Annotated in this window: 23 protein-coding genes; 12 read left to right on the forward strand and 11 right to left on the reverse strand. The window is 52.1% G+C overall.

Annotated elements, in window-relative coordinates; all coding sequences use genetic code 11:
- From FH755_RS08820 to FH755_RS08830, 3 genes are read right to left on the reverse strand one after another with little or no spacing between them, the layout of a single operon-like run.
- Positions 1 to 1,071: an AI-2E family transporter gene (locus FH755_RS08820; protein WP_292440664.1), complete on the reverse strand. Its 1,071-nt coding sequence runs from the start codon at positions 1,069 to 1,071 to the stop codon at positions 1 to 3.
- Complete coding sequence (locus FH755_RS08825; RefSeq protein ID WP_292440666.1) at positions 1,044 to 1,601, reverse strand: CDP-alcohol phosphatidyltransferase family protein; 558 nt, start codon at positions 1,599 to 1,601, stop codon at positions 1,044 to 1,046. The genes FH755_RS08820 and FH755_RS08825 overlap by 28 nt, the downstream gene beginning before the upstream one ends.
- On the reverse strand, positions 1,598 to 2,653 hold the full coding sequence (locus FH755_RS08830; protein WP_292440668.1) for a DUF2066 domain-containing protein: 1,056 nt from the start codon (positions 2,651 to 2,653) through the stop codon (positions 1,598 to 1,600). The genes FH755_RS08825 and FH755_RS08830 overlap by 4 nt, the downstream gene beginning before the upstream one ends.
- Before the next feature lie 107 nt (positions 2,654 to 2,760).
- Between FH755_RS08830 and purM the strand changes: the two genes are divergently transcribed.
- The 4 genes from purM to FH755_RS08850 are packed head-to-tail and all read left to right on the forward strand — an operon-like array spanning position 2,761 to position 5,773.
- On the forward strand, positions 2,761 to 3,816 hold the full coding sequence (gene purM, locus FH755_RS08835; RefSeq protein WP_292440670.1) for a phosphoribosylformylglycinamidine cyclo-ligase: 1,056 nt from the start codon (positions 2,761 to 2,763) through the stop codon (positions 3,814 to 3,816).
- Between the two features lies 1 nt (position 3,817).
- Entirely contained in the window at positions 3,818 to 4,411 is a 594-nt protein-coding gene (purN, locus tag FH755_RS08840) for a phosphoribosylglycinamide formyltransferase (RefSeq protein ID WP_292440671.1), read from the forward strand.
- A 2-nt stretch (positions 4,412 to 4,413) separates the two neighbouring features.
- The gene (locus FH755_RS08845) at positions 4,414 to 5,175 is read left to right on the forward strand and encodes a DUF3108 domain-containing protein (protein WP_292440673.1); all 762 of its coding nucleotides are present in this window, start codon (positions 4,414 to 4,416) and stop codon (positions 5,173 to 5,175) included.
- On the forward strand, positions 5,168 to 5,773 hold the full coding sequence (locus FH755_RS08850; RefSeq protein ID WP_292440675.1) for an NUDIX domain-containing protein: 606 nt from the start codon (positions 5,168 to 5,170) through the stop codon (positions 5,771 to 5,773). Before FH755_RS08845 ends, FH755_RS08850 begins: the two co-directional genes overlap by 8 nt.
- Before the next feature lie 4 nt (positions 5,774 to 5,777).
- Here FH755_RS08850 and FH755_RS08855 read toward each other — a convergent pair whose 3' ends face one another.
- From FH755_RS08855 to slyD, 3 genes are all read right to left on the reverse strand, one after another.
- Positions 5,778 to 6,218 carry a PGPGW domain-containing protein gene (locus FH755_RS08855; RefSeq protein WP_292440677.1) on the reverse strand — a complete coding sequence of 147 codons (441 nt, stop codon included), beginning with the start codon at positions 6,216 to 6,218 and terminating at the stop codon, positions 5,778 to 5,780.
- A 21-nt stretch (positions 6,219 to 6,239) separates the two neighbouring features.
- On the reverse strand, positions 6,240 to 7,145 hold the full coding sequence (locus FH755_RS08860) for a D-hexose-6-phosphate mutarotase (RefSeq protein WP_292440679.1): 906 nt from the start codon (positions 7,143 to 7,145) through the stop codon (positions 6,240 to 6,242).
- Positions 7,146 to 7,229: 84 nt separating this feature from the next.
- A complete protein-coding gene (gene slyD, locus FH755_RS08865) occupies positions 7,230 to 7,712 on the reverse strand; it encodes a peptidylprolyl isomerase (protein WP_292440681.1) in 483 nt (160 codons plus the stop codon).
- Positions 7,713 to 8,052: 340 nt separating this feature from the next.
- Here slyD and FH755_RS08870 point away from each other — a divergent pair, with 340 nt between their 5' ends.
- The 4 genes from FH755_RS08870 to hflD are packed head-to-tail and all read left to right on the forward strand — an operon-like array spanning position 8,053 to position 10,786.
- Positions 8,053 to 8,751, forward strand: a complete 699-nt coding sequence (locus tag FH755_RS08870) for a pseudouridine synthase (RefSeq protein WP_292440683.1) — start codon at positions 8,053 to 8,055, stop codon at positions 8,749 to 8,751.
- Positions 8,672 to 9,052: an NUDIX hydrolase gene (locus tag FH755_RS08875; protein WP_366658751.1), complete on the forward strand. Its 381-nt coding sequence runs from the start codon at positions 8,672 to 8,674 to the stop codon at positions 9,050 to 9,052. The genes FH755_RS08870 and FH755_RS08875 overlap by 80 nt, the downstream gene beginning before the upstream one ends.
- A 1-nt stretch (position 9,053) precedes the next feature.
- Positions 9,054 to 10,157: a tRNA 2-thiouridine(34) synthase MnmA gene (mnmA, locus tag FH755_RS08880; protein WP_292440685.1), complete on the forward strand. Its 1,104-nt coding sequence runs from the start codon at positions 9,054 to 9,056 to the stop codon at positions 10,155 to 10,157.
- The gene (gene hflD / locus FH755_RS08885) at positions 10,154 to 10,786 is read left to right on the forward strand and encodes a high frequency lysogenization protein HflD (protein WP_292440687.1); all 633 of its coding nucleotides are present in this window, start codon (positions 10,154 to 10,156) and stop codon (positions 10,784 to 10,786) included. The genes mnmA and hflD overlap by 4 nt, the downstream gene beginning before the upstream one ends.
- Here the strand turns inward: hflD and FH755_RS08890 are convergent.
- Both FH755_RS08890 and acnB read right to left on the reverse strand, forming a co-directional pair.
- A complete protein-coding gene (locus tag FH755_RS08890) occupies positions 10,771 to 11,490 on the reverse strand; it encodes an ABC transporter permease (RefSeq protein WP_292440688.1) in 720 nt (239 codons plus the stop codon). The genes hflD and FH755_RS08890 overlap by 16 nt on opposite strands.
- A gap of 57 nt (positions 11,491 to 11,547) precedes the next feature.
- Complete coding sequence (gene acnB, locus FH755_RS08895; RefSeq protein ID WP_292440690.1) at positions 11,548 to 14,079, reverse strand: bifunctional aconitate hydratase 2/2-methylisocitrate dehydratase; 2,532 nt, start codon at positions 14,077 to 14,079, stop codon at positions 11,548 to 11,550.
- A gap of 133 nt (positions 14,080 to 14,212) precedes the next feature.
- Here acnB and purB point away from each other — a divergent pair, with 133 nt between their 5' ends.
- From purB to FH755_RS08915, 4 genes are read left to right on the forward strand one after another with little or no spacing between them, the layout of a single operon-like run.
- On the forward strand, positions 14,213 to 15,580 hold the full coding sequence (gene purB / locus FH755_RS08900; protein WP_292440692.1) for an adenylosuccinate lyase: 1,368 nt from the start codon (positions 14,213 to 14,215) through the stop codon (positions 15,578 to 15,580).
- 2 nt (positions 15,581 to 15,582) lie between these two features.
- A complete protein-coding gene (locus FH755_RS08905) occupies positions 15,583 to 16,089 on the forward strand; it encodes a hypothetical protein (RefSeq protein ID WP_292440693.1) in 507 nt (168 codons plus the stop codon).
- Positions 16,086 to 16,877: a secretin N-terminal domain-containing protein gene (locus tag FH755_RS08910; protein ID WP_292440695.1), complete on the forward strand. Its 792-nt coding sequence runs from the start codon at positions 16,086 to 16,088 to the stop codon at positions 16,875 to 16,877. Before FH755_RS08905 ends, FH755_RS08910 begins: the two co-directional genes overlap by 4 nt.
- Before the next feature lie 12 nt (positions 16,878 to 16,889).
- Positions 16,890 to 17,507: a nitroreductase family protein gene (locus FH755_RS08915; protein WP_292440697.1), complete on the forward strand. Its 618-nt coding sequence runs from the start codon at positions 16,890 to 16,892 to the stop codon at positions 17,505 to 17,507.
- 49 nt (positions 17,508 to 17,556) lie between these two features.
- On the opposite strand, the gene FH755_RS08920 is transcribed toward FH755_RS08915, so the two are convergent.
- The 3 genes from FH755_RS08920 to FH755_RS08930 all read right to left on the reverse strand — a co-directional run bounded on the left by FH755_RS08920 (position 17,557) and on the right by FH755_RS08930 (position 20,733).
- A complete protein-coding gene (locus tag FH755_RS08920) occupies positions 17,557 to 18,594 on the reverse strand; it encodes a GGDEF domain-containing protein (protein WP_292440699.1) in 1,038 nt (345 codons plus the stop codon).
- A 21-nt stretch (positions 18,595 to 18,615) separates the two neighbouring features.
- On the reverse strand, positions 18,616 to 19,827 hold the full coding sequence (locus FH755_RS08925) for an argininosuccinate synthase (protein ID WP_292440701.1): 1,212 nt from the start codon (positions 19,825 to 19,827) through the stop codon (positions 18,616 to 18,618).
- A gap of 105 nt (positions 19,828 to 19,932) precedes the next feature.
- Positions 19,933 to 20,733 carry a Dam family site-specific DNA-(adenine-N6)-methyltransferase gene (locus FH755_RS08930; protein WP_292440703.1) on the reverse strand — a complete coding sequence of 267 codons (801 nt, stop codon included), beginning with the start codon at positions 20,731 to 20,733 and terminating at the stop codon, positions 19,933 to 19,935.
- Positions 20,734 to 20,763 lie beyond the last annotated feature (30 nt).

A 20,763-nucleotide genomic window follows, 5' to 3' on the forward strand; every position in this document is an offset into this window, starting at 1 on the left:
TCAGGAATAAAGATGACTGCTGACATAGCGCTGATGCGCATGCCGCAACAGTACCATCACAACCGCCGCTACGGGCAATGCCAGCAATACGCCGGTAAAACCAAATAATTTGCCGCCAGCCAGTACTGCAAAGATAACCGCCACCGGATGCAGACCAATGCGCTCGCCGACAAAATGGGGCGTCAGCAACATGCCCTCTATCGATTGCGCCACAGTAAATACAATCACAACATAGAACACCGGCAACCATTCACCGAACTGGAAAAAAGCAGCGAGGCCGGCCAGTGCAATACCCACAATCAACCCCAGATAAGGCACAAAACTCACCAGGCCGGCAATCACACCCAGCAACAGCGCCAGTTCCAGACCAATCAGACTGAGGCCGATTGTGTAAATGATGGACAGTGACAGCATCACCATCAACTGGCCACGGATAAAGCCAGCCAGCATGTCGTCACATTCCAGTGACATTTCAATGACTTTGCCCGAATATCGCCGTGGCAGCAGTTCTCGGAAACGCGCTACCAGTAAATCCCAGTCGCGTAACAGATAAAATGTCAGCACCGGTATCAATACCAGATTCCCGACCCACTGCAGCAGTGCCATACCGGATTGAGTCACATAACTGAAGACGCCGCCGGCCACATTGCCCATTTCAGACCAGTAATTATTCAGCGCCTGTTTCAGGGTTTGCAGATTGAAAACATCACTGGGCAGACCGGCGCTGGTCAGTAACGGCTCCAGCGCTTTTTGTGCCATATTCAGATAGCCCGGCAGGTTGGTAAACAATTTGGTCACCTGACCGCTCAGCATCGGCAACAGAACCAGCAACAGGATGATCATGGCTATAAACAAGACAGCGAATACCACGGTCACTGCCACTCCGCGCGACAGTTTCCAGTTTTCCAGTCTGTCCACCAGGGGATCACCGAGATAGGCCAGCAAAGCGGCAATAAAAAAAGGCATCAACACTGCTGACAGCTGAAACAGTAACCAGCCCCCGGCAATCAGACTGACCAGGACTATCAGTTTATTGGTATCGCTCATCGTTTTTGTTTGATCTGCCGCCATGCTCTCGCTCCCCATACCAGAACATATTCCGTGCCGCTGTTAATGACACTCGCTACAACCAGCCAGATGCCAATCGTGACTACCTTGTCCAGTCCCGGCAGCCACTGTTGCTGAACCATCACCAGCAATACCAGTGCAATCTGCAGGGTGGTGTTGATTTTGCTGCTCCACAACGGACTGAGATCAAATTGCCCGAGATAATAATGATAAGCCAGCCCACCGCCGATAATGATGAGATCACGCCCCAGCACCAGCCACAACAACCAAAGTGGCAGCAGGCCTAGCCAGGTTAAGCTGGCAAAGGTAGCAACCAGCAATAGCTTGTCAGCAATCGGATCAAGAATTGAACCCAGCCGCGATTCCCAGTGGAAGTGTTTGGCCAGAAAGCCATCCAGACCATCTGAGATACCGGCGACGGCAAACAACAGCAAAGCCAGCTCAAACTGCTCCGTTGCCAGCGCCCACACCACAGGTGCAACCAGCACGATACGCAGCAATGAAATCAGATTGGGGATATCTCTCAAACTCAATGTAATAACCGATACTGTTTGGTGTCGCTGGTTTCAGATTGCGGCTCTTCGATCAGTAAACTGCCAACGGCCAGCGTTTTCTGCAACACATCCATACTGCCTCGAAAGGCGATATCCAGATCCAGTTGTTGCGCTCCCAGGTTGATGACACGAATATCGCTGATGAGTTCAAGCTTTTCCAGATAAGCCATCAATCGGCTGAAATCGGCGTAGCTCAGCACGTCGTTGATTTGCATGGTCAGTCGCTGTGATTCACTGCCGTTGTCGACCAGTTGGCCAAACTGCAGCGCCAGATTATCAGCCAGATGGCCCATGCCTGCAGCAAATGCCTCGCGCACCGATCCCTGCGACTGCCAGGAGGTATTGATGCCCGCTCCATTTGCCTGCCACTGAACCTGTACCTGATCACCATTAAACTGCATCACGGAGGTCATGACGATATCAGCACCATAACGATCAGAAGCGGCATCAATCGCTGCCTGATTGTCTTCACGGATATCGGCGACCGATAAAGCCCCCTGATCCTGTAAATCCATCAATGGCAATAAAATCGGTAAACCGCGTTGATCTGCGGCCTGGTTCAGCGGTCTGAAAACGCCCATCGGTGAGCTTTCCAGTCCAAGGATACTGGCTTCGCCATTATTGTCGACGACTGCCCAGATTAAAATATCGGGTCGGTTATTGCCCCAGACAGGCAGCTGAAGTTCTTTAACGGCGCGATTAACCGCTGCCGGGTCAAATCGCATAGACAGGGAGAGCTCATCAGGCTGAGTTAAATCCGCGCCGATAATGTTGGTACGCCGGTATTCGTACTGCTGCATAAACTGCTCAGCCCTGGACAGTACGGGGGCCAGTGGCGCTGTTTCCAGCAGGGCCTGGTTACCGACGACTTTAAGCATCACCTGCTGTAGTAATTGTGGCATCAACTTTGCCCTTTCCTGCTGGTCGCGCGAGCTGACCGGTGTCGAGGCCTGGTAAAGATTATCCACCTCGGCAGCCTGGCTGCCAAAGGTTAAACTGAGCAAAATTAGGGCAATAAATAATCGATGCATTGTGGTATTCTAACACGCTGTTTTCAACGTGTGACGACCTGCAGGCCGGTCTGTCGGGATCGAGCTGTTAAGCGTCTGCAACCAGTATAAATTTTCAGGAACAAACCATGACCGATCGCGCGGATTCTTCTCGCACTTCTCTCAGTTATCGTGATGCCGGTGTTGATATCGAGGCCGGTAATGCACTGGTGGATCGTATCAAACCCCACGCGGCGAAAACCCGTCGTCCCGGCGTAATGGCCGGCCTGGGTGGTTTCGGCAGTCTGTTTGAATTGCCATTGGATCGTTACAAGCAGCCGGTTCTGGTATCAGGCACCGATGGCGTAGGGACCAAACTGCGCCTCGCCATTGAAGCCGGTATTCACAACACTATCGGTATTGATCTGGTCGCCATGTGTGCCAATGATATCGCCGTCCTGGGCGCCGAGCCGCTGTTCTTCCTTGACTACTATGCCACCGGCAAACTGGATGTCGATGTTGCTGAATCCGTGGTTTCCGGTATTGCTGAAGGCTGTCTGCAGGCAGGCGCTGCACTGGTCGGTGGCGAAACAGCGGAAATGCCCAGCATGTATGAAGACGGTGATTATGACCTGGCTGGTTTCTGTGTTGGCGTCGTCGAAAAAGACGGCGTTATCGATGGCAGCAAAGTCGCTACCGGTGACAAACTGATCGGTCTCGCCGCTTCCGGTCCTCACTCCAACGGCTACTCCCTGATCCGTAAAATTCTGGAACGCAGTGGTCAGTCGATGAATGATGATTTCGACGGAAGCACACTGGGTGAAAAACTGCTGGCGCCCACCCGGATATACGTTAAGTCTCTGCTTGAACTGAATGACAAAATCAGTATTCATGCTTTGTCGCATATCACCGGCGGCGGTCTGCTGGAAAACATTCCACGGGTATTGCCTGAAGATAAGAAAGCGGTTATCAGTGCCGACAGCTGGCAACGTCCTGCTGTATTTGACTGGCTGCAGGAACAGGGCAATGTTGAAGACAAGGAAATGTACCGCACCTTCAACAACGGCATTGGCATGGTCGTTATTGTCGCAGCGGAAGAGGCGGACACCGCGCTCAGCCTGCTGCATGGTCTGGGTGAAGAAGCCAGCCTGATTGGGCAGATTGAAAACCGCGCTGCTGACGAAGATAGTGTGGTAATCAACTGAGATGACTGAACCTCGTTCCAAAGCACGACTGGTGATCCTGATTTCCGGCCGTGGCAGCAATATGCGCTCAATTGTTGAAGCAGCCAGCAAAAACGAACTCGCTGTTGATATTGCCGCAGTCATCAGCAACCGTCCTGATGCGGCAGGCCTTGAATTCGCCCAACAGGCCGGTATCAACACCGAGGTGATTGATCACAAACAATTCGACAGCCGCGAGCGTTTTGATTCCGCCATGGCTGAGGCCATCGACGCTTACCAGCCGGACTTTGTCATCCTGGCCGGTTTTATGCGAATTCTGACAGCCGATTTTGTCGAGCACTACAGCGGCCGCCTGCTCAACATTCACCCTTCCCTACTGCCTAAATTCAAGGGGCTGCACACCCATGAGCGAGCGATTGAAGCTGGCGAAACCGAGCATGGCGCCAGTGTGCATTTTGTCACAGCAGAGCTGGATGATGGTCCGGTAATATTACAGGCCCGCGTGCCGGTATTGCCTGACGATGATGCCGATACGCTGGCGGCCCGGGTGCTGGAGCAGGAACATCTGCTTTATCCAGCTGCCATACAGAAGCTGGTGTCACAACAAACGGAATAAATATGCTCAGACTGTTCAGTTATATCCTGCTTTTTTGCCTCAGCAATCCGGCATTGGCCAGTGATATTCCTGACTTCTCTGCCAATTACCTGGTCAGATTGAACGGCATACAGGCCGGAGAGCTCAAACGCACGCTTACGACGCAGGAAAACGGGCTGCGTAAATTCAGCTCGGTATCACAGGCCAAGGGGGTCTTTTCTTTCTTCAAACCCGATGTCATCGAAGAGACTAGTGTCTGGAAGCTGGTTGATGACCGTGTCACACCCCAGCGCTACCGCTATCAGCGTACCGGTGGCAAGAAAGATAAATTCCTGCAGATGCAGTTCAACTGGCGGCAGAAACAGGTCAGTATTGATGACCGTGAGCACCCCTGGGAACTCGACATTAAGACCGGCGTATTGGATAAACTGGTGTATCAGATCAGCCTGATGCGGGATCTGAACAAGGGCATCAAGCAGGTTGACTATCTCATCGCCGATGGCGGCCATCTTAAAACTTACGAAATCAAAGTCCTGGCCAGGGAAACCATCACAACACCGATGGGACAGATCGAAACCATCAAGCTGACCCGCCACCGCGAAAAACCCAATGACCGTGAAACCACACTGTGGTGTGCGCCGGCACTGGGTTATCTGCCGGTGAAACTGGAGCATGTCGAAGATGAAGCCGTGTTCACAGCCGTGTTGCGGCGTCTGCAGGGTATCGATACTGAACAGGCCTTTACCTCACTACAACCTGCCAAACAATTGAGCAACCATGAGTGACAAACGTTTCCGTATTGTAAAAGAGGAAATGCCTTTTAAAGGCTTTTTCAACATCAAGAAGTACACGCTTGAGCACACGCTCTACAATGGTGGCTGGAGCAGTCAAATTGTTCGCGAAGTTTTCCATCGCGGTAACTGTGTTGCCGTCCTACTTTACGACCCGGAACGTGATGAAGTCGTCATCATTGAACAGTTTCGTGCAGGGGCTATTCTGAAATCCAGCCAGGAAGAAGCCTGGCTGCTGGAAATTGTCGCCGGTGCCATGGAGGCGGGTGAGACTGCTGAAGATGTGGCGCGTCGTGAAGCGATGGAAGAAGCCGGTTGTGAAGTGCAGGAAATGATAAAAATCCGCGAATTTTTCACCTCACCTGGTGGCACCTCAGAATATCTGACCTTGTTCTGTGGCCGGGTCGACACCCGTGAAGTCGGCGGCGTTCACGGCGTCGATCATGAGGATGAGGATATCGCTGTCAGTAGTCTGCCCTTTGAAGAAGTCTGGCAACTGCTGGAAAACGGCCGCATTGAGTCAGCGATCCCGATCATTGCCATTCAATGGCTGGCACTTAACCGCACTGAGCTCCGTCAGCGTTGGCGCTGACACCTTAATCAAAGTGCAAGGGCGGTTGATCTGCCCGTTTTCTCAGCCACGCCACTGCACGATAAATTGAAGGGCGCTGAATCAGCCAGCGCTCAAACGTATACTTACCGGGAAAGTTCAGCAATAACACGCCGATCAGCAAAGTCAGCAGACCCTGCCCCGGCAGCACCAGCATAGCTAAACCCAGTAAAACGAAAATCAGGCCAAATATATTTTTAACGACAAGCACAGTCCATCGAACCACGAAGTGCTGCTCGGCCCAGGGGGTAGTATGCCGTTTGCTCTCGGCGAAGTAATCGACTGGAATTCTGACCACCAGAAACGGAATCAGAAACAGGGATGCGACAAAAAAAACCAGAGAGCCGAGTCCCAGCATCACTAGCAGGGTTTCGTTTCCCCAAATGCTATCGAACAGATCCTCAAACACTCTCAACAATGACTGCATAGGCAGCTTCAGCTCTGTTAATCAGCTGTCCGGACTGATACGGTAACTGACCTGCATGTGATGCACCGCTCCGGGTGCCACAATAATGCTGTTGGCGATCGCATTGGCCGTTTCCACACAAATGAACTGCTCATAATCTTCTGCAGACATATCATTGAGCTGTGCCGCCTTGTCCCAGGGGTTCCAGACCACAAAATTGTCAGCCCCCTGATGCTCAATCTCAATACGGCGGTTCAGGCTGGGATCGACTATCGATACTTTGCTTGGGGCATTGAGATAAACCCGATCAGTCTCACCTTCAGTGGTGATATCGCCATCCTGCTTCTGCCGGGCAAAGCCCAGTGTCTTGTCAAGGTAGTCGACGCCGTCCAGGCCACTGACACGGGTCTGTTTGACATCACCGACGCGGAAATAACTGTGCAGTGCCTTGGAGACACTGAAGGGAATTTCACCCTTGTTTTCTGTAGTTAGCGAAATATTAAGCTGATCGCCAATATGAATTTTCTTGCGCAGACGGAACTCGCTGGGCCACCACTGCTTACTCGTTGCTGTGGACTCCAGACCCAGTGTGATTTCGACATTGTCGTCATGCAGCTGACTGTCGAGCACTTCCCAGAAAAGGTTCCGGGCAAAGCCATGCGCCTGACGTCCCAGATCACCCGGATCATCACCAAACCAGGGCCAGCACAGTGGCACGCCGCCACGTATCGCTTTACCCTGTTGGTAAATCGCTTTCTTACTCAGGTAGAACAGATCATGTTCAGCACGTGCCGGTTTGAATGACAACATCTGACCACCATAAAGCGCAACCTTGGCCTCAGCGCGAGCTGTCGAGACCTGAATCAGGGGCATACCAGACGGGCCCTCTACAAAACTGACCTTATCGTCGCGCCCGAAAATGCGATTTAATGTATTGAGATCCTGCATGAGACATTTTCCAGACAAAAAGACGGGCTGGAACGCCCGTCTTTCCTAAGACATGGCTGAACTGAATTCAGTCAGACATCCCGATTAGTGCTGGTGACCACCCTCTCCATGAACGTGACCGTGTTCCAGTTCTTCTTCACTGGCTTCACGTACTTCACGAATGGTCACATCAAAATTCAAATGAACGCCTGCCAGCGGGTGATTACCATCAACCGTGACGCTTTCATCTTTAACATCAGTCACCGTCACAAGTACCGGACCCTGCTCGGTTTCAGACTGAAACTGCATGCCCACTTCAACGTTGTCAACACCGCTGAACAGTTCACGCGGCACATCCTGTTTCAGTTGTTCATGGCGCTCACCGTAAGCCTTGGCCGGTTCGATGCTGGCCTGAACTGCATCACCTGCTTCTTTACCCAACAGTGCTTCTTCGAGACCAGGAATAATATTGCCGGCACCATGCAGGTAAGCCAGCGGACCCGCACCTTCCGAGCTGTCGATGACGCTACCGTCGTTATCTTTGAGTGTGTAATCGATAACAACGACTGTATTATCTGCAACTTTCATTGAATTTCCTCTACTTGGATGTTTTGGATTACAGCTGCAGCTTCTTCACTACAACCTGAGGCATTGACGCCAATGGCTTCAGCCATTTCACAACAGGGCTGTGAGTTTGACACAGCGTCCTAGACACCGGCAACGACTCATCCGTGGCAGCGTTAGCAGCCCGGATGTGCGATAGCCTGTCTGCTGATAGTCTAATGATGACGGATTTGTCATATTTTTTCCAGCCAACCCAATGCTGCAGTGACCTGATTGCTTACACTGATATACTCAAACACCGATTAAGACTGGGTTACATGCTGAAAACCGAGCATTCTAACACCATTACCCAATGACGACTAATATGAGCCAACTGCTGCTGTTCAACAAGCCATTCAACATCCTCACCCAGTTCACTGACACTGAGGGCCGCCAGACTTTAAAAGACTTTATCGAGGTCGAGGGTGTGTATCCCGCAGGTCGTCTGGACCGCGATAGCGAGGGACTGTTGCTACTGACCGATGATGGCGCCTTGCAGCAACTGATTGCCAATCCCCATTTCAAACTGGCTAAAACTTACTGGGTTCAGGTTGAAAATATCCCCGATGAAACCGCGCTGCAACAGCTGCGCGAAGGCATCACACTGAAAGACGGCCCCACTCTGCCTGCCGAGGTCAGTCTGATCGAGCCACCAGCTATCTGGCCCCGCAACCCGCCCATCAGGGAACGGCAGCAAATTCCGACACAGTGGCTTTCACTGACCATTCGCGAGGGTCGTAACCGCCAGATCCGCAGAATGACTGCCGCCGTCGGACACCCGACTCTGAGGCTCATTCGCGTGGCGATTGGTCCATGGCAACTGTCCGGGCTGCAGCCCGGACAATGGCGAGCGATAGACGAGGCAGTCGTGATAAAATGGCGTGATGATTTGGAAACCAAGAACCACCGTCGCCGCCGTCGTCGAGCGCAACAACCAGTTTCTACTGGTCGAGGAAGAAATCAACGGCAAAATGACACTCAACCAGCCCGCCGGACATCTCGAGCCAGACGAAAGCCTGATTGAGGCTGTTATTCGGGAAACGGACGAGGAAACAGCCTGGCAGTTTGAGCCCGAGGCACTGGTCGGCATCTATCGCTGGGTGCATCCACTCAAGAACGAAACCTATATCCGCTATTGTTTTTGCGGCCAGGTCGCCCAACATAATCCGGAACAGGAACTGGACGGGGATATTCACCGCGCCCTGTGGATGACGCTGGAACAGATTGAAGCTAGACAGGCCGAACATCGCAGCCCACTTGTGCTGCAATGTTTTCAGGACTACCTGGCAGGTCATCGCTATTCACTGGATTTATTACGTAACTGATATGGCAGAACAGAAAAAAGTAGTCGTCGGACTTTCCGGCGGTGTCGATTCCTCAGTCGCAGCGCTGCTGCTTAAACAGCAGCATGACAAAGTCGAAGGCCTGTTTATGAAAAACTGGGTCGATTTTGCTGATGAGAGTGAATGTACGATTGAGGAAGATCGTAAAGACGCCATGTCAGTGGCGGAAACCGTCGGCATTGACTTCCACGAAGCCAATTTTGCGATGGAATACTGGGATTATGTGTTCAAGCATTTCCTGGATGAATACCGGGCCGGCCGCACACCCAACCCCGATATTCTCTGCAACCGCGAAATCAAGTTCAAAGCCTTCCTCGACCATGCGATGGAACTGGGCGGTGTGCTGATTGCGACTGGTCACTACGCTCGCGTGCAGGAGCGTGACGGTCAATTCCACCTGCTCAAGGGCAAGGATGATAAAAAAGACCAGAGTTACTTTCTTTATACCCTCGGTCAGGAACAGCTTTCCCGCACGCTGTTTCCGCTGGGCGAGTTGCCCAAAACCGAGGTACGGGAAATCGCTGAGAAAGCCGGGTTTATCAACCACGATAAAAAAGACAGCACCGGTATCTGCTTTATCGGCGAACGTCAGTTCCGCGAGTTTCTGAGCCGTTACATTCCGGCCCAGCCCGGCGAGATGCGTACGCCGGAAGGCGAATATATCGGCGAACATGCCGGTTTAATGTATTACACCCTGGGTCAGCGCCAGGGTCTGGGTATCGGCGGACGTAAAAACAGCACTGGCGAGCCTTGGTTTGTCGCCGGTAAAGATATGGATAGCCGCACGCTGTATGTGGTGCAGGGTGATCACCCCTGGCTCTGGAGTCAGAGCCTGAAAGCCGAACAATTGTCATGGGTGGCAGGCGAAGCACCGGCTTTCCCTTGCCGTGCCGCGGCTAAAACCCGTTATCGTCAGCCTGATCAGCCCTGCACCATTACGCAGGATGATGATGGTTTAATCCACGTCGAATTCGATGACAAGCAACGCGCTGTGACCCCCGGTCAGTCGGTCGTTTTCTATCAGGGTGATGACTGCCTCGGCGGTGGCATTATTGTCTCCACTGATGCACCCGGGGTGCACCCATGAGCCTGTCTGATCGCCAGCGTGACAGAACCATCGCCCTCGCAGCGGTCGTCCAATCGGCCATGCTGGTGCAGCATATCGCCGAAAGCGGTCAGGCCAGCGCGACCGATATCGAAACTCTTTTGCAGAGTCTGCTGGTAGAAGATGCGCCGACCACCGAGGCGGTATTCGGCGGTATCGGCAACCTTCGTCCCGGACTGCGTGAACTGAGCCAGCAACTGTCAAAAAAGAAAGAGCAAAAGGATGTGGTGTTGCTGCGTTACGTTATCAGCCTGCTGCATCTGGAACGGCAACTGGCCAAAAATCCGAAAATGATGGATACCATCGGTCTGGAACTGGAACAGGTGCCGCAGCAGATAGAATACTTCGGCGAGATTATGGCACCGCAGGTGATTGCCCGTTTTGCCGATATTTATCATCGTACTTTGAGCCAGCTTAAACCACAGATACAGGTTTACGGCGATCCGAATTATCTGCAGCAACCGGATAACGTCAATAAAGTTCGTGCCCTGCTGCTAAGTGGTATCCGTGCAGCAGTTCTGTGGCGTCAAAAAGGCGGCCGCCGCTGGCAGTTCCTGTTTCAGAGCAACAAGATCCTCGCTGCCGCTGAAGAACTTTACGCCGCTTGCTGAATAAACAGTTTTTTACTGATTTGCAAAAACAAAGCGGTCGACAGACCCGCTGAGGCGAAAATCATGCACATCACCACGATCTGGTAATGCGCTGCCACAATCGGTGACACGCCTGATAATATCTGACCGGTCATCATCCCTGGCAGCGAGACCAGTCCCACCGCCAGCATACTGTTGATAGTCGGGATAAACGCGGCCTGAAACGCATCATTGCGCGCCTGCCTGAAAGAAAGCTGACGTGACAGTTCTGTCGCCAGCCGTTCAGCTGCCAGACTGACGCTGTTCATTGAGTTGGCAAAAATCATCCCTGCCAATGGAATCATGTAGCGCGGATCAAACCAGGGTTCGAGACTGATAACAAGCTGGGTGACCAACAGCAGCGTCAACCCGCCTCCCGCTAAAATACTGACAAAAGCATGTTTGAATAACCTTGTGCGGTTCGGCTTGACTGTGCCCAGCGCAATCCAGCTCGCCGCCAGTACCATCACCAGCATCACTGTGACAACTATCCAGGCTTGCTCGGCAGCAAAAATCGTCATCAGAATATAACCGACCAACAGCAACTGAATCAGCATCCTGATCAGGGCATAGACGGCATTACCGGCCTGCAGTGACCAGTGCCACATAATGCCGATAACCAGCAAGACCGGCACAAAGGCCAGTGCCAGCTTGATGGGGGGTATGACTTGTATGGTTTCGTTCATTATAAAAAAGGCTGTTTCCCGTAAGGAAAACAGCCTCTTGTGCTTTAAAATGCGGGATTAGCTCGCCGCCTGGCGATACTCATCCAATTCATGGAAGTTCAGATAACGGTAGATATCCGCGGCCATCGGCTGAATACCTGAAACGGCTTCCATATATTCAGCCACTGTCGGGATTTTACCGATGCTGGCCACCACCGCAGACAACTCGGCAGAGGCCAGATAGACATCGGCATTGTTGCCCAGACGGTTAGGGAAATTACGGGTCGAGGTTGAAACTACCGTGGCACCATCCGCCACCCTTGCCTGGTTACCCATACACAATGAACAACCCGGTGTTTCGGTACGGGCACCAACGCGGCCGAAAGTGCTGTATACACCTTCTTCGGTGAGCTGATGCTTATCCATTTTGGTTGGTGGCGCAATCCACAGTTTCACCGGCAGACTCTTCATGTTTTCCAGCACTTTGCTGGCCGCACGGTAATGACCGATATTGGTCATGCAGGAACCGATAAAGACTTCATCGACTTTGGCACCCTGCACTGCTGAGAGTGGTTTGATATCATCCGGATCATTCGGACAGGCCAGAAGCGGCTCGGTGATTTCGTTCAGATCAATATCAATCACGGCAGCATATTCAGCATCTGCATCCGGCTCCAGCAGTTCCGGCTTATCCAGCCACTCTTTCATCGAGTCGATACGACGCTGCAGCGTGCGGGCATCCTGATAACCTTCGGCAATCATCCATTCCATCAGCGCAATATTGGAGTTCAGGAACTCGATAATCGGCTCTTTGTTCAGGCGCACGGTACAACCGTTGGCACTGCGCTCGGCAGAGGCATCGGACAGTTCAAATGCCTGCTCGACTTTGAGATCAGGCAGGCCTTCAATTTCCAGCACACGGCCGTTGAAGATGTTCTTCTTGCCTTTCTTTTCCACCGTCAGCAGTCCCTGCTGAATCGCCGCATATGGAATGGCATTCACCAGATCACGTAAAGTGATACCCGGCTGCATTTCGCCTTTGAAACGAACCAGTACCGATTCCGGCATATCCAGCGGCATCACGCCCAGTGCAGCACCAAAAGCGACCAGACCGGAACCGGCCGGGAAGCTGATACCAATCGGGAAACGGGTATGCGAATCACCACCGGTACCAACCGTATCCGGCAGAATCATGCGATTGAGCCAGGAGTGAATGATGCCGTCCCCCGGACGCAGAGAAACACCGCCACGGGTGCTGATAAAGTCCGGCAGTTCGTGTTGCAGTTTGATATCAACCGGTTTCGGATAAGCCGCGGTGTGACAGAAAGACTGCATCACCAGATCAGCAGAAAAGCCCAGACAGGAGAGTTCTTTCAACTCATCGCGGGTCATGGCACCGGTTGTATCCTGTGAACCCACTGTGGTGACTTTCGGTTCGCAGTAAGTATTAGGTCGAACACCATCAACCCCACAGGCGCGGCCAACCATTTTCTGCGCCAGGGTAAAGCCTTTGCCGGTATCGACCGGATCAACCGGACGCACAAAGACGTCAGACGGGCCCATGCCCAGCGTTTCGCGGGCCTTGTCGGTAAGGCCACGGCCGATAATCAACGGGATGCGGCCACCGGCACGGACTTCATCAGCCAGCGTCGTCGGACGCATGGTGAACTCACTGATCGTGTCACCCGCTTCATTCACAATCTTGCCTTCATAAGGATAGATGGTGATCACATCACCGCTTTCCATATGCTGCACATCACATTCGATCGGCATGGCACCGGAATCTTCGGCGGTGTTAAAGAAAATCGGCGCGATATTATTGCCCAGAATCACACCACCCTGACGCTTATTAGGCACGTAAGGCACATCGTGGCCCATATGCCAGAGCACAGAGTTGATAGCTGATTTACGTGAGGAACCGGTGCCAACGACATCACCAACCAGCGCCAGCGGATAGCCTTTTTGTTTGAGCTTCTCAATGTCGGCAATAGGATCATCCATTTTGCTCTGCAACATCGCTTTAGCGTGGAGCGGTATGTCCGGACGGCTCCAGGCCTCGGTAGCCGGTGATAAATCATCAGTATTGGTCTCACCCGGTACCTTGAATACGGTCAGTGTGATTTTATCTTCCATTTTGGGACGCGAGGTAAACCACTCAGCCTCGGCCCAGGACTGTAATACCCGCTTGGCATAGTCGTTGGTTTCAGCTTTTTCCACCACATCATGGTAGAGGTCATACACCATCAGGGTTTTGCAAAGCGCCTGTTCCGCTGTAGCGGCTGTTTCTTCAATATCAAGCAAATCAATCAGCGACTGGACGTTATAACCGCCCATCATGGTACCCAGCAATTCGGTGGCACGGACTGGCGTAATCAAATCGCATTGCGTATTGCCTTTAGCAATATCGGTCAGGAAACCGGCTTTGACATAGGCAGACTGATCGACACCGGGCGGTACCCGATGGATCAGCAGGTCCAGTAAGGTTTCGCTGTTTTCATCACCGGCTTTCAGCTGTTCGACCAGAATCGATACCTGCTCGGCATTAAGCGGTAATGGTGGCAGCCCTTGCTGGGCACGTTCCTCGACATGTGATTGATATTCAGTTAGCACAGATAGTCACCCCAAAAGTTTCTTAAATCAGATGCAGGCATTTTACCTGAAAGCATCTGGGCACGGCGAACTCTGATATAATTTGGCTCAATTTTCTAACTAATCCAATTAACACAGTTTCATCGGAGTATTCATGGATTTAACCGCTTTAACCGCGATTTCGCCGGTTGATGGTCGTTATGCTTCCAAAACCGAAGCCCTGCGCCCGTTCTTTAGTGAATATGGTTTACTGCGTGCCCGCGTCGAAGTCGAACTGCGCTGGCTGCATTTGCTCGGTAACAATGCTGACATCAAAGAAGTCCCTAAACTGAGCGGTGAGGCGGAAACCTTTCTCAACGACATGATTGCCAATTTCTCCGTTGAAGATGCAGCAGAAATTAAAGACATCGAGCGTACGACCAATCACGATGTCAAAGCGGTCGAATACTTCATCAAGAAAAAATTCAAAGCGAATGACGAACTGAATGCGGTCAGTGAATTCGTTCACTTTGCCTGTACTTCAGAAGACATTAATAACACGGCGTACGGCATCATGCTAAAAAATGCCCGTGAGCAGGTCATTCTGCCGGAAATGGACAACATCATTGCGTCCATTCGCAAACTGGCCCAGCAACACGTTGACACACCGATGATGTCGCGTACCCATGGTCAGCCCGCCTCACCCACCACCCTGGGTAAAGAACTGGCGAACGTTGTCCAGCGTCTGGAATTGCAGCGTACCCATGTTGCAGCGGTTTTACTCTACGGCAAAATGAACGGTGCTGTAGGTAACTACAATGCTCACTATGCCGCCTACCCGGAAGTCGATTGGCCGATGATGGCCCATGCCTTTGTCACTGGCCTGGGTCTGCGCTGGAATCAGTTCACGACGCAGATTGAGCCACACGACTATATGGCTGAATTATTCCAGGCCATGATCCGCTTTAATACTGTGCTGATCGATTTCTGCCGTGATGTCTGGAGCTACATCTCTATCGGTTATTTCAAGCAGAAAACCGTTAAGGGCGAAATCGGTTCCTCCACCATGCCGCATAAAGTGAATCCCATCGATTTTGAAAATGCTGAGGGTAATCTTGGCATTGCCAATGCCGTCTTCGATCATCTGGCCCTGAAACTGCCGATTTCGCGCTGGCAACGTGATCTGACCGACTCTACCGTCCTGCGTAACCTGGGCGTCGGTTTTGCGCACTCCCTGCTGTCCTACAGCTCGGCGCTGAAAGGTATTGGCAAGCTGGAACCGGCACCGGAAGCGATGGCCGCCGATCTGGATGCCAACTGGGAACTGCTGGCCGAGCCGATTCAGACCGTGATGCGTCGCTATGGCATCGAGAACCCGTATGAGAAACTCAAAGAGCTGACACGTGGTCAACGTGTTAACAGAGACATCATGCAGGACTTCATCGACGGACTGGAACTGCCGGAAGACGCCAAAGCCAGCCTCAAAGCGATGACACCGGCCAGCTATATTGGTAATGCGGCGGACCAAGCCAGAAACGGTTAACAATGACTGAGAATATCCCGACTGAAGATAATGGCACACTGTTGACTTTCGACAGTCGGGATCAGGCTGCCAAACTGGCTTTGGACCTCATCAACAAGGCCCGCCAGGAAATCTGTTTCTTCGGGCCGCTGATTGATCCGGTACTGTTCGATAACGATGCAGCTGCGGAAAAACTGAGCGAGTTTGCCCGGCGCAGTCCACGCACCCGTATTCGTATTGTTGTGAACGATACACAGAAAAATGTGGTCAACAGTCATCGCCTGCTGCCGTTGGCACAGAAGCTCACCAGTTCGATTGACATTCATATCGCCGGCAGCAAACACCGGGATCTGCGCCAGCAATATATGCTGGTCGATGGCAAAGCCTATCTTTTTTGCCCTGTTGCCGAACGTTACCAGGGCCGGGCTGAAATGCACGCCCCCGCAGCGGTCAGGGAAATGCAGCAGGACTTCGAGGAAATCTGGAATCACAGTAAACCGGATATCAATACAAGGCGGCTGAACCTATGAGAATCGTCCTGCTGTTATCTGCCCTGCTGCTATCCGTCTCGGTTTTTGCCGAAACGCAAATCCATACCATCAATCTCAAACACCGGTTGGCAGCAGAAATCCTGCCCCAAATTGAAGCGTTCCTGCCGGAAACCGCAACGATCCGTGCTTATGACAATGTGCTGATTCTGAAATCGGACCGGGCCACGCTCGCCAATGTGCAGCAGCTCCTTGAGCAACTGGATAAACCGCAGCAAAGCCTGATCGTCACGGTAACCCGCAGCACGGAAGACCTTTCTCATCAGCGCGGCAGGCAGGATCAGCTTGAGCTTGAGGCCGATGAAGATATCCAGGCTTCAGTAAATATTAACCGCTGGTCGACAAAAAATAGCGATGATCGCGATCAACACTACCGTGCACGCACCATCAGCGGAAACCCGGTCTCTATCTCACTGGGTGAAGATACGCCTCAGCAACAACAGCTGGTATTTGTCGGACCCCGTGGTGTCGCGGTTGCCAATGAAACGCGATATATCAGTACCGCCAACGGCTTTCAGGCTGTGCCCTATCTGTTGCCCGACGGCCAGGTCAGGGTTGAAATACATCCTTTCTTCAGTAAGCTGTCGCGGGTCGATGGCGATATTCGCGGTAGTGAAGTCATCACTACGGTCGTGGGACAAACCGGTGAATGGCTGGAAATCGGCCGCATCACCGAAAACGCGGAGCAGCAACGCGAGGGTGTTACCAGCTACCGCAGTCACGGCGAACAGCAGCAAATTTTGTATCTGAAAATCGAATTATCCAATTAAGCAAGAGCCAATATGAATGTGAAAGAAGCGATCGTCAGTCGACGGTCTGTGAAACATTACGACCCTGAGCATGAGATGACCGAAGCTGAAGTTCAGGAACTGATGGAACATACCATTCTGTCACCAACCGCTTTTAATCTGCAGCACTGGCGCTTCGTCAATGTGGTCGACAAGGACAAGCGTGAACAGATCAAAATCGCCAGTTGGGGCCAGTCACAGGTAACTGACGCTTCCATGCTGCTGGTCCTGTGTGCCGACCTCAATGCCTGGGAGAAAGATCCACAACGCTACTGGCGTAATGCACCGAAGGAAGTCCAGGACTTCATGCTGCCGGCCATCGAGAACTATTACACCAACCATCATCAGGGCATGCGTGATGAGTGCATCCGCTCTGCCGGTATTGCCGCAACCAGCATCATGCTGATGGCACGTGAAATGGGCTATGACAGTTGCCCGATGGATGGTTTCGACTTCGATAAAGTCGCACGGGTCATCAACCTGCCACATGATCACATCATCGTGATGATGATCACGATTGGTAAGAAAATCCAGGATGCGCGTCCTCGCGCCGGTCAGTTACCGCTGGAAGAAGTATTCTTTACCGACCGTTTCCCGGGTAATAACCAATAACAGCCGGATTGCGGATAGCGCTTTCTTGCACCGTTATGCTGAGGCAGGTTTAGATAATGGGTGGTGGCGCTTCTGAAACACAGTTGCGCCCTTTCCGTTTGGACATATACAAGGCACGATCAGCGCGCTGCATAAAGCTTTCGACACCTTCGGTGGGGACATAGCGGGCAACACCGAAGGAAATCGTAATTTGACCCAGCGATTCATGGGTATCCTTACGCTGAATGCGCTTGGAAGCGATTTCCTGACGGATATTATCCGCCACGGTCTTGGCATTCTGCAGGCTGGTATTGAGCAGAATGATTGAGAATTCTTCACCACCGTAACGTGCGACCAGATCCCGCCCTTTGACACTGTCTCTCAAGGCGTTCGCAATCACTTTCAACACCTGATCACCTACCAGGTGTCCGTGCTGATCGTTAATGTCTTTGAAATTATCAAGGTCGCAGAACAGCAGGCACACATCAAGACCGCTACCGTCAGCATCTTCAGTGACTTTAGCCACCAGATCATCAAAAGCTTTGCGGTTTGCCAGACCCGTTAAGGTATCGGTTTTCGCCTCACGCTTGGTGACTTCCAGCTCTTTTTTGAGCTTGTTAACTTCCACCATCGCGGTATTGAGACGCTCGGTCAGCAACTCACCATTGTTGATGGCCAGGCGGGTCTCATTCAGAATCTCATCAACGATCTCGTGAATCTGTTGCGGACTCATATCGCGGTTGACCTTGCCCATCAGCGTGTTCAGGTGCTGATTAACCTTGTCATTGTGCGCCACACTGCTGCAGACAAAGTTCACGACTTCGCGCAACAGCCGGGCGAGCTCGAGGCGCAACTCAATCACTTCCTGACGATCTTTTTCCAGATTGAAAAACTGGTCATGAAGTGTCTTGCACTGTGCCTGGCTCAGCTCGGGATTGACTGCAAGCATAGACTGGATTTGTTCAGACAGTTTGGCATTGGCACCCGACACATGCTCATACCAGACAGCGTAATTATCCGGTGTCATCGGTACACCGTGCTTTCTCATCAGCGGCAACGCCAGTCGCATGTATTCTGCGGCTTTGTCTGATAATTCGCTGTAGTCCATCCAGTCTTTCCTCGACCTAAATTAACGTTTCTTGTTGCCGGCGATTTTCAGACGCAGTGCATTGAGTTTGATGAAGCCTTCGGCATCTTTCTGATCATAGGCACCGGCATCATCTTCAAAAGTCGCGATCGACTCATCAAACAGGCTGTCTGTCTCAGAGGCACGACCAACCACAATCACGTTACCTTTATACAGTTTCACTCTGACAACACCGTTAACGGTTTTCTGTGACTCGTCAATCATCGCCTGCATCATGACGCGTTCCGGTGCCCACCAGTAACCGTTGTAAATCATCTGGGCATAGCGCGGCATCAATTCATCTTTCAGGTGAGCGACTTCACGGTCCAGGGTTAAAGACTCGATCGCACGATGTGCTTTCAACATCACGGTACCAGCCGGCGTTTCGTAGCAGCCACGTGACTTCATACCTACATAGCGATTTTCGACGATATCCAGACGACCAATGCCGTTATCGCCTGCCACTTTGTTCAGATAGCTCATGACCGTTGCCGGCGTCATCCGTTCGCCATTGATAGCGACGATATCGCCCTGCTCGTAGCTCAGTTCCAGATAAGTCGGCTCGTCCGGTGCATTTTCCGGTGATACTGACCAGCGCCACATGGATTCTTCAGGTTCAGCCCACGGATCTTCGAGAATGCCGCCTTCGTAGGAAATATGCAGCAGGTTGGCATCCATGGAATAAGGCGATTTTTTGCCCTGTTTCATCTCTACCGGAATACCATGCTGCTCTGCATAATCCAGCAGTTTCTGGCGTGACAGCAGATCCCATTCACGCCATGGCGCGATAACTTTGATACCGGGATTCAGTGCATAAGCACCCAGTTCGAAACGGACCTGATCATTACCTTTACCGGTCGCACCATGAGCAACCGCTTCCGCCCCGGTCTCACTGGCAATCTCAATCAGACGCTTGGCAATCAGCGGACGGGCAATCGAGGTGCCCAGCAAATACTCGCCTTCATAGATGGCATTGGCCCGGAACATCGGGAAAACATAATCGCGGGCAAACTCTTCGCGCAGGTCTTCAATGAAGATTTCTTTGATGCCCAGCGTTTTTGCCTTGGCACGGGCTGGTTCAACTTCTTCACCTTGTCCCAGATCGGCAGTAAAGGTCACCACCTCGGCGTCATATTTATCCTGCAGCCATTTCAAAATAACTGAAGTATCAAGGCCCCCTGAGTAGGCCAGCACGACTTTATTAATCTTAGACATGGGCAAAAATGATTCCTGTAAATTGTGGCCCGGCTACCCTTTTCCTGTTACCAGAGTTAGCGGTCGACCGGCGCGTTTCTTGAATTAAAATGAGGCGCTATTGTATCAAAGTCCCCTCAGCGCGAGCACTTCTTTCACCGCCTGTCGCTCATTACCTTTGCAACTGATGAGTCGTGGCGCGTCGAGAAATCGCAGCCGAAAACCCAGCTTGCGATAGAGCCTCTGGACACGGTCCGTGGCCTGGTTGGATAACACTACCGGTCCCGGATGCCGGCTCAGCCACTCAGCCAGCCGCTCCTGATCGTCCCAATCAAAGCCCTGCTGAGAATACTGACGAAACGGCGTGTCATAGGGCGGATCTGCATAGATGAAATCCTCATCAGCGACATCAAGCTGCTCAAAGTCGACATTACTGAACTGCCATTTCGACAGCACCGGCCGATAATGACTGAAGTCATCCTGATAATTAATGGTTTTGTAACGTCCGAACGGGACGTTATAACCGCCCTTTTTATTAAAACGACACAGGCCGTTATAACCGGTCCGGTTCAGATAATAGAACAGCTGCGCCGCCATCAGCCTGGAAGCCGGATCGCCGTTGAGGCGGTTAAAGGTTTCACGGCTTTTGTAATAGACCTGCTCGTTATTGACCATCTCAATATCAATCACCAGCCCCTGTTTCAGATGCTGATAAAAGTTAATCAAGGCCGGATTGAGATCATTGAGCAGCGCCTGTTGCGGATTCAGGCCCAAAGCCACTGACAGGCCGCCGCAAAACGGCTCGACCAGACGACGATGCTGATGCTGTCGCCAGTAGCGCTGCAGCGTCTGGATTAACCAGCGTTTGCCTCCGGCCCACTTGAGCGGCGGTTTCAGTTGTTGAGATTGTTCTGGTTTTGCGGCCATGGCTTAAAGAAACTATCACACAAAAAAAGG

The organism is Methylophaga sp., assembly GCF_009711715.1.
Taxonomy (GTDB): domain Bacteria; phylum Pseudomonadota; class Gammaproteobacteria; order Nitrosococcales; family Methylophagaceae; genus Methylophaga.

Bases quoted from the DNA above. Each gene is read 5' to 3' on its own strand.
- FH755_RS08890 (WP_292440688.1), bottom strand. From the start codon at position 11,490: ATGAACGAAACCATACAAGTCATACCCCCCATCAAGCTGGCACTGGCC.
- FH755_RS08850 (WP_292440675.1), top strand. From the start codon at position 5,168: ATGAGTGACAAACGTTTCCGTATTGTAAAAGAGGAAATGCCTTTTAAA.
- FH755_RS08830 (WP_292440668.1), bottom strand. From the start codon at position 2,653: ATGCATCGATTATTTATTGCCCTAATTTTGCTCAGTTTAACCTTTGGC.
- FH755_RS08845 (WP_292440673.1), top strand. From the start codon at position 4,414: ATGCTCAGACTGTTCAGTTATATCCTGCTTTTTTGCCTCAGCAATCCG.
- FH755_RS08930 (WP_292440703.1), bottom strand. From the start codon at position 20,733: ATGGCCGCAAAACCAGAACAATCTCAACAACTGAAACCGCCGCTCAAG.
- FH755_RS08860 (WP_292440679.1), bottom strand. From the start codon at position 7,145: ATGCAGGATCTCAATACATTAAATCGCATTTTCGGGCGCGACGATAAG.
- purB (WP_292440692.1), top strand. From the start codon at position 14,213: ATGGATTTAACCGCTTTAACCGCGATTTCGCCGGTTGATGGTCGTTAT.
- mnmA (WP_292440685.1), top strand. From the start codon at position 9,054: ATGGCAGAACAGAAAAAAGTAGTCGTCGGACTTTCCGGCGGTGTCGAT.
- hflD (WP_292440687.1), top strand. From the start codon at position 10,154: ATGAGCCTGTCTGATCGCCAGCGTGACAGAACCATCGCCCTCGCAGCG.
- FH755_RS08820 (WP_292440664.1), bottom strand. From the start codon at position 1,071: ATGGCGGCAGATCAAACAAAAACGATGAGCGATACCAATAAACTGATA.
- FH755_RS08915 (WP_292440697.1), top strand. From the start codon at position 16,890: ATGAATGTGAAAGAAGCGATCGTCAGTCGACGGTCTGTGAAACATTAC.
- FH755_RS08925 (WP_292440701.1), bottom strand. From the start codon at position 19,827: ATGTCTAAGATTAATAAAGTCGTGCTGGCCTACTCAGGGGGCCTTGAT.
- FH755_RS08910 (WP_292440695.1), top strand. From the start codon at position 16,086: ATGAGAATCGTCCTGCTGTTATCTGCCCTGCTGCTATCCGTCTCGGTT.
- purM (WP_292440670.1), top strand. From the start codon at position 2,761: ATGACCGATCGCGCGGATTCTTCTCGCACTTCTCTCAGTTATCGTGAT.
- slyD (WP_292440681.1), bottom strand. From the start codon at position 7,712: ATGAAAGTTGCAGATAATACAGTCGTTGTTATCGATTACACACTCAAA.
- FH755_RS08905 (WP_292440693.1), top strand. From the start codon at position 15,583: ATGACTGAGAATATCCCGACTGAAGATAATGGCACACTGTTGACTTTC.
- purN (WP_292440671.1), top strand. From the start codon at position 3,818: ATGACTGAACCTCGTTCCAAAGCACGACTGGTGATCCTGATTTCCGGC.
- FH755_RS08920 (WP_292440699.1), bottom strand. From the start codon at position 18,594: ATGGACTACAGCGAATTATCAGACAAAGCCGCAGAATACATGCGACTG.
- FH755_RS08870 (WP_292440683.1), top strand. From the start codon at position 8,053: ATGAGCCAACTGCTGCTGTTCAACAAGCCATTCAACATCCTCACCCAG.
- FH755_RS08855 (WP_292440677.1), bottom strand. From the start codon at position 6,218: ATGCAGTCATTGTTGAGAGTGTTTGAGGATCTGTTCGATAGCATTTGG.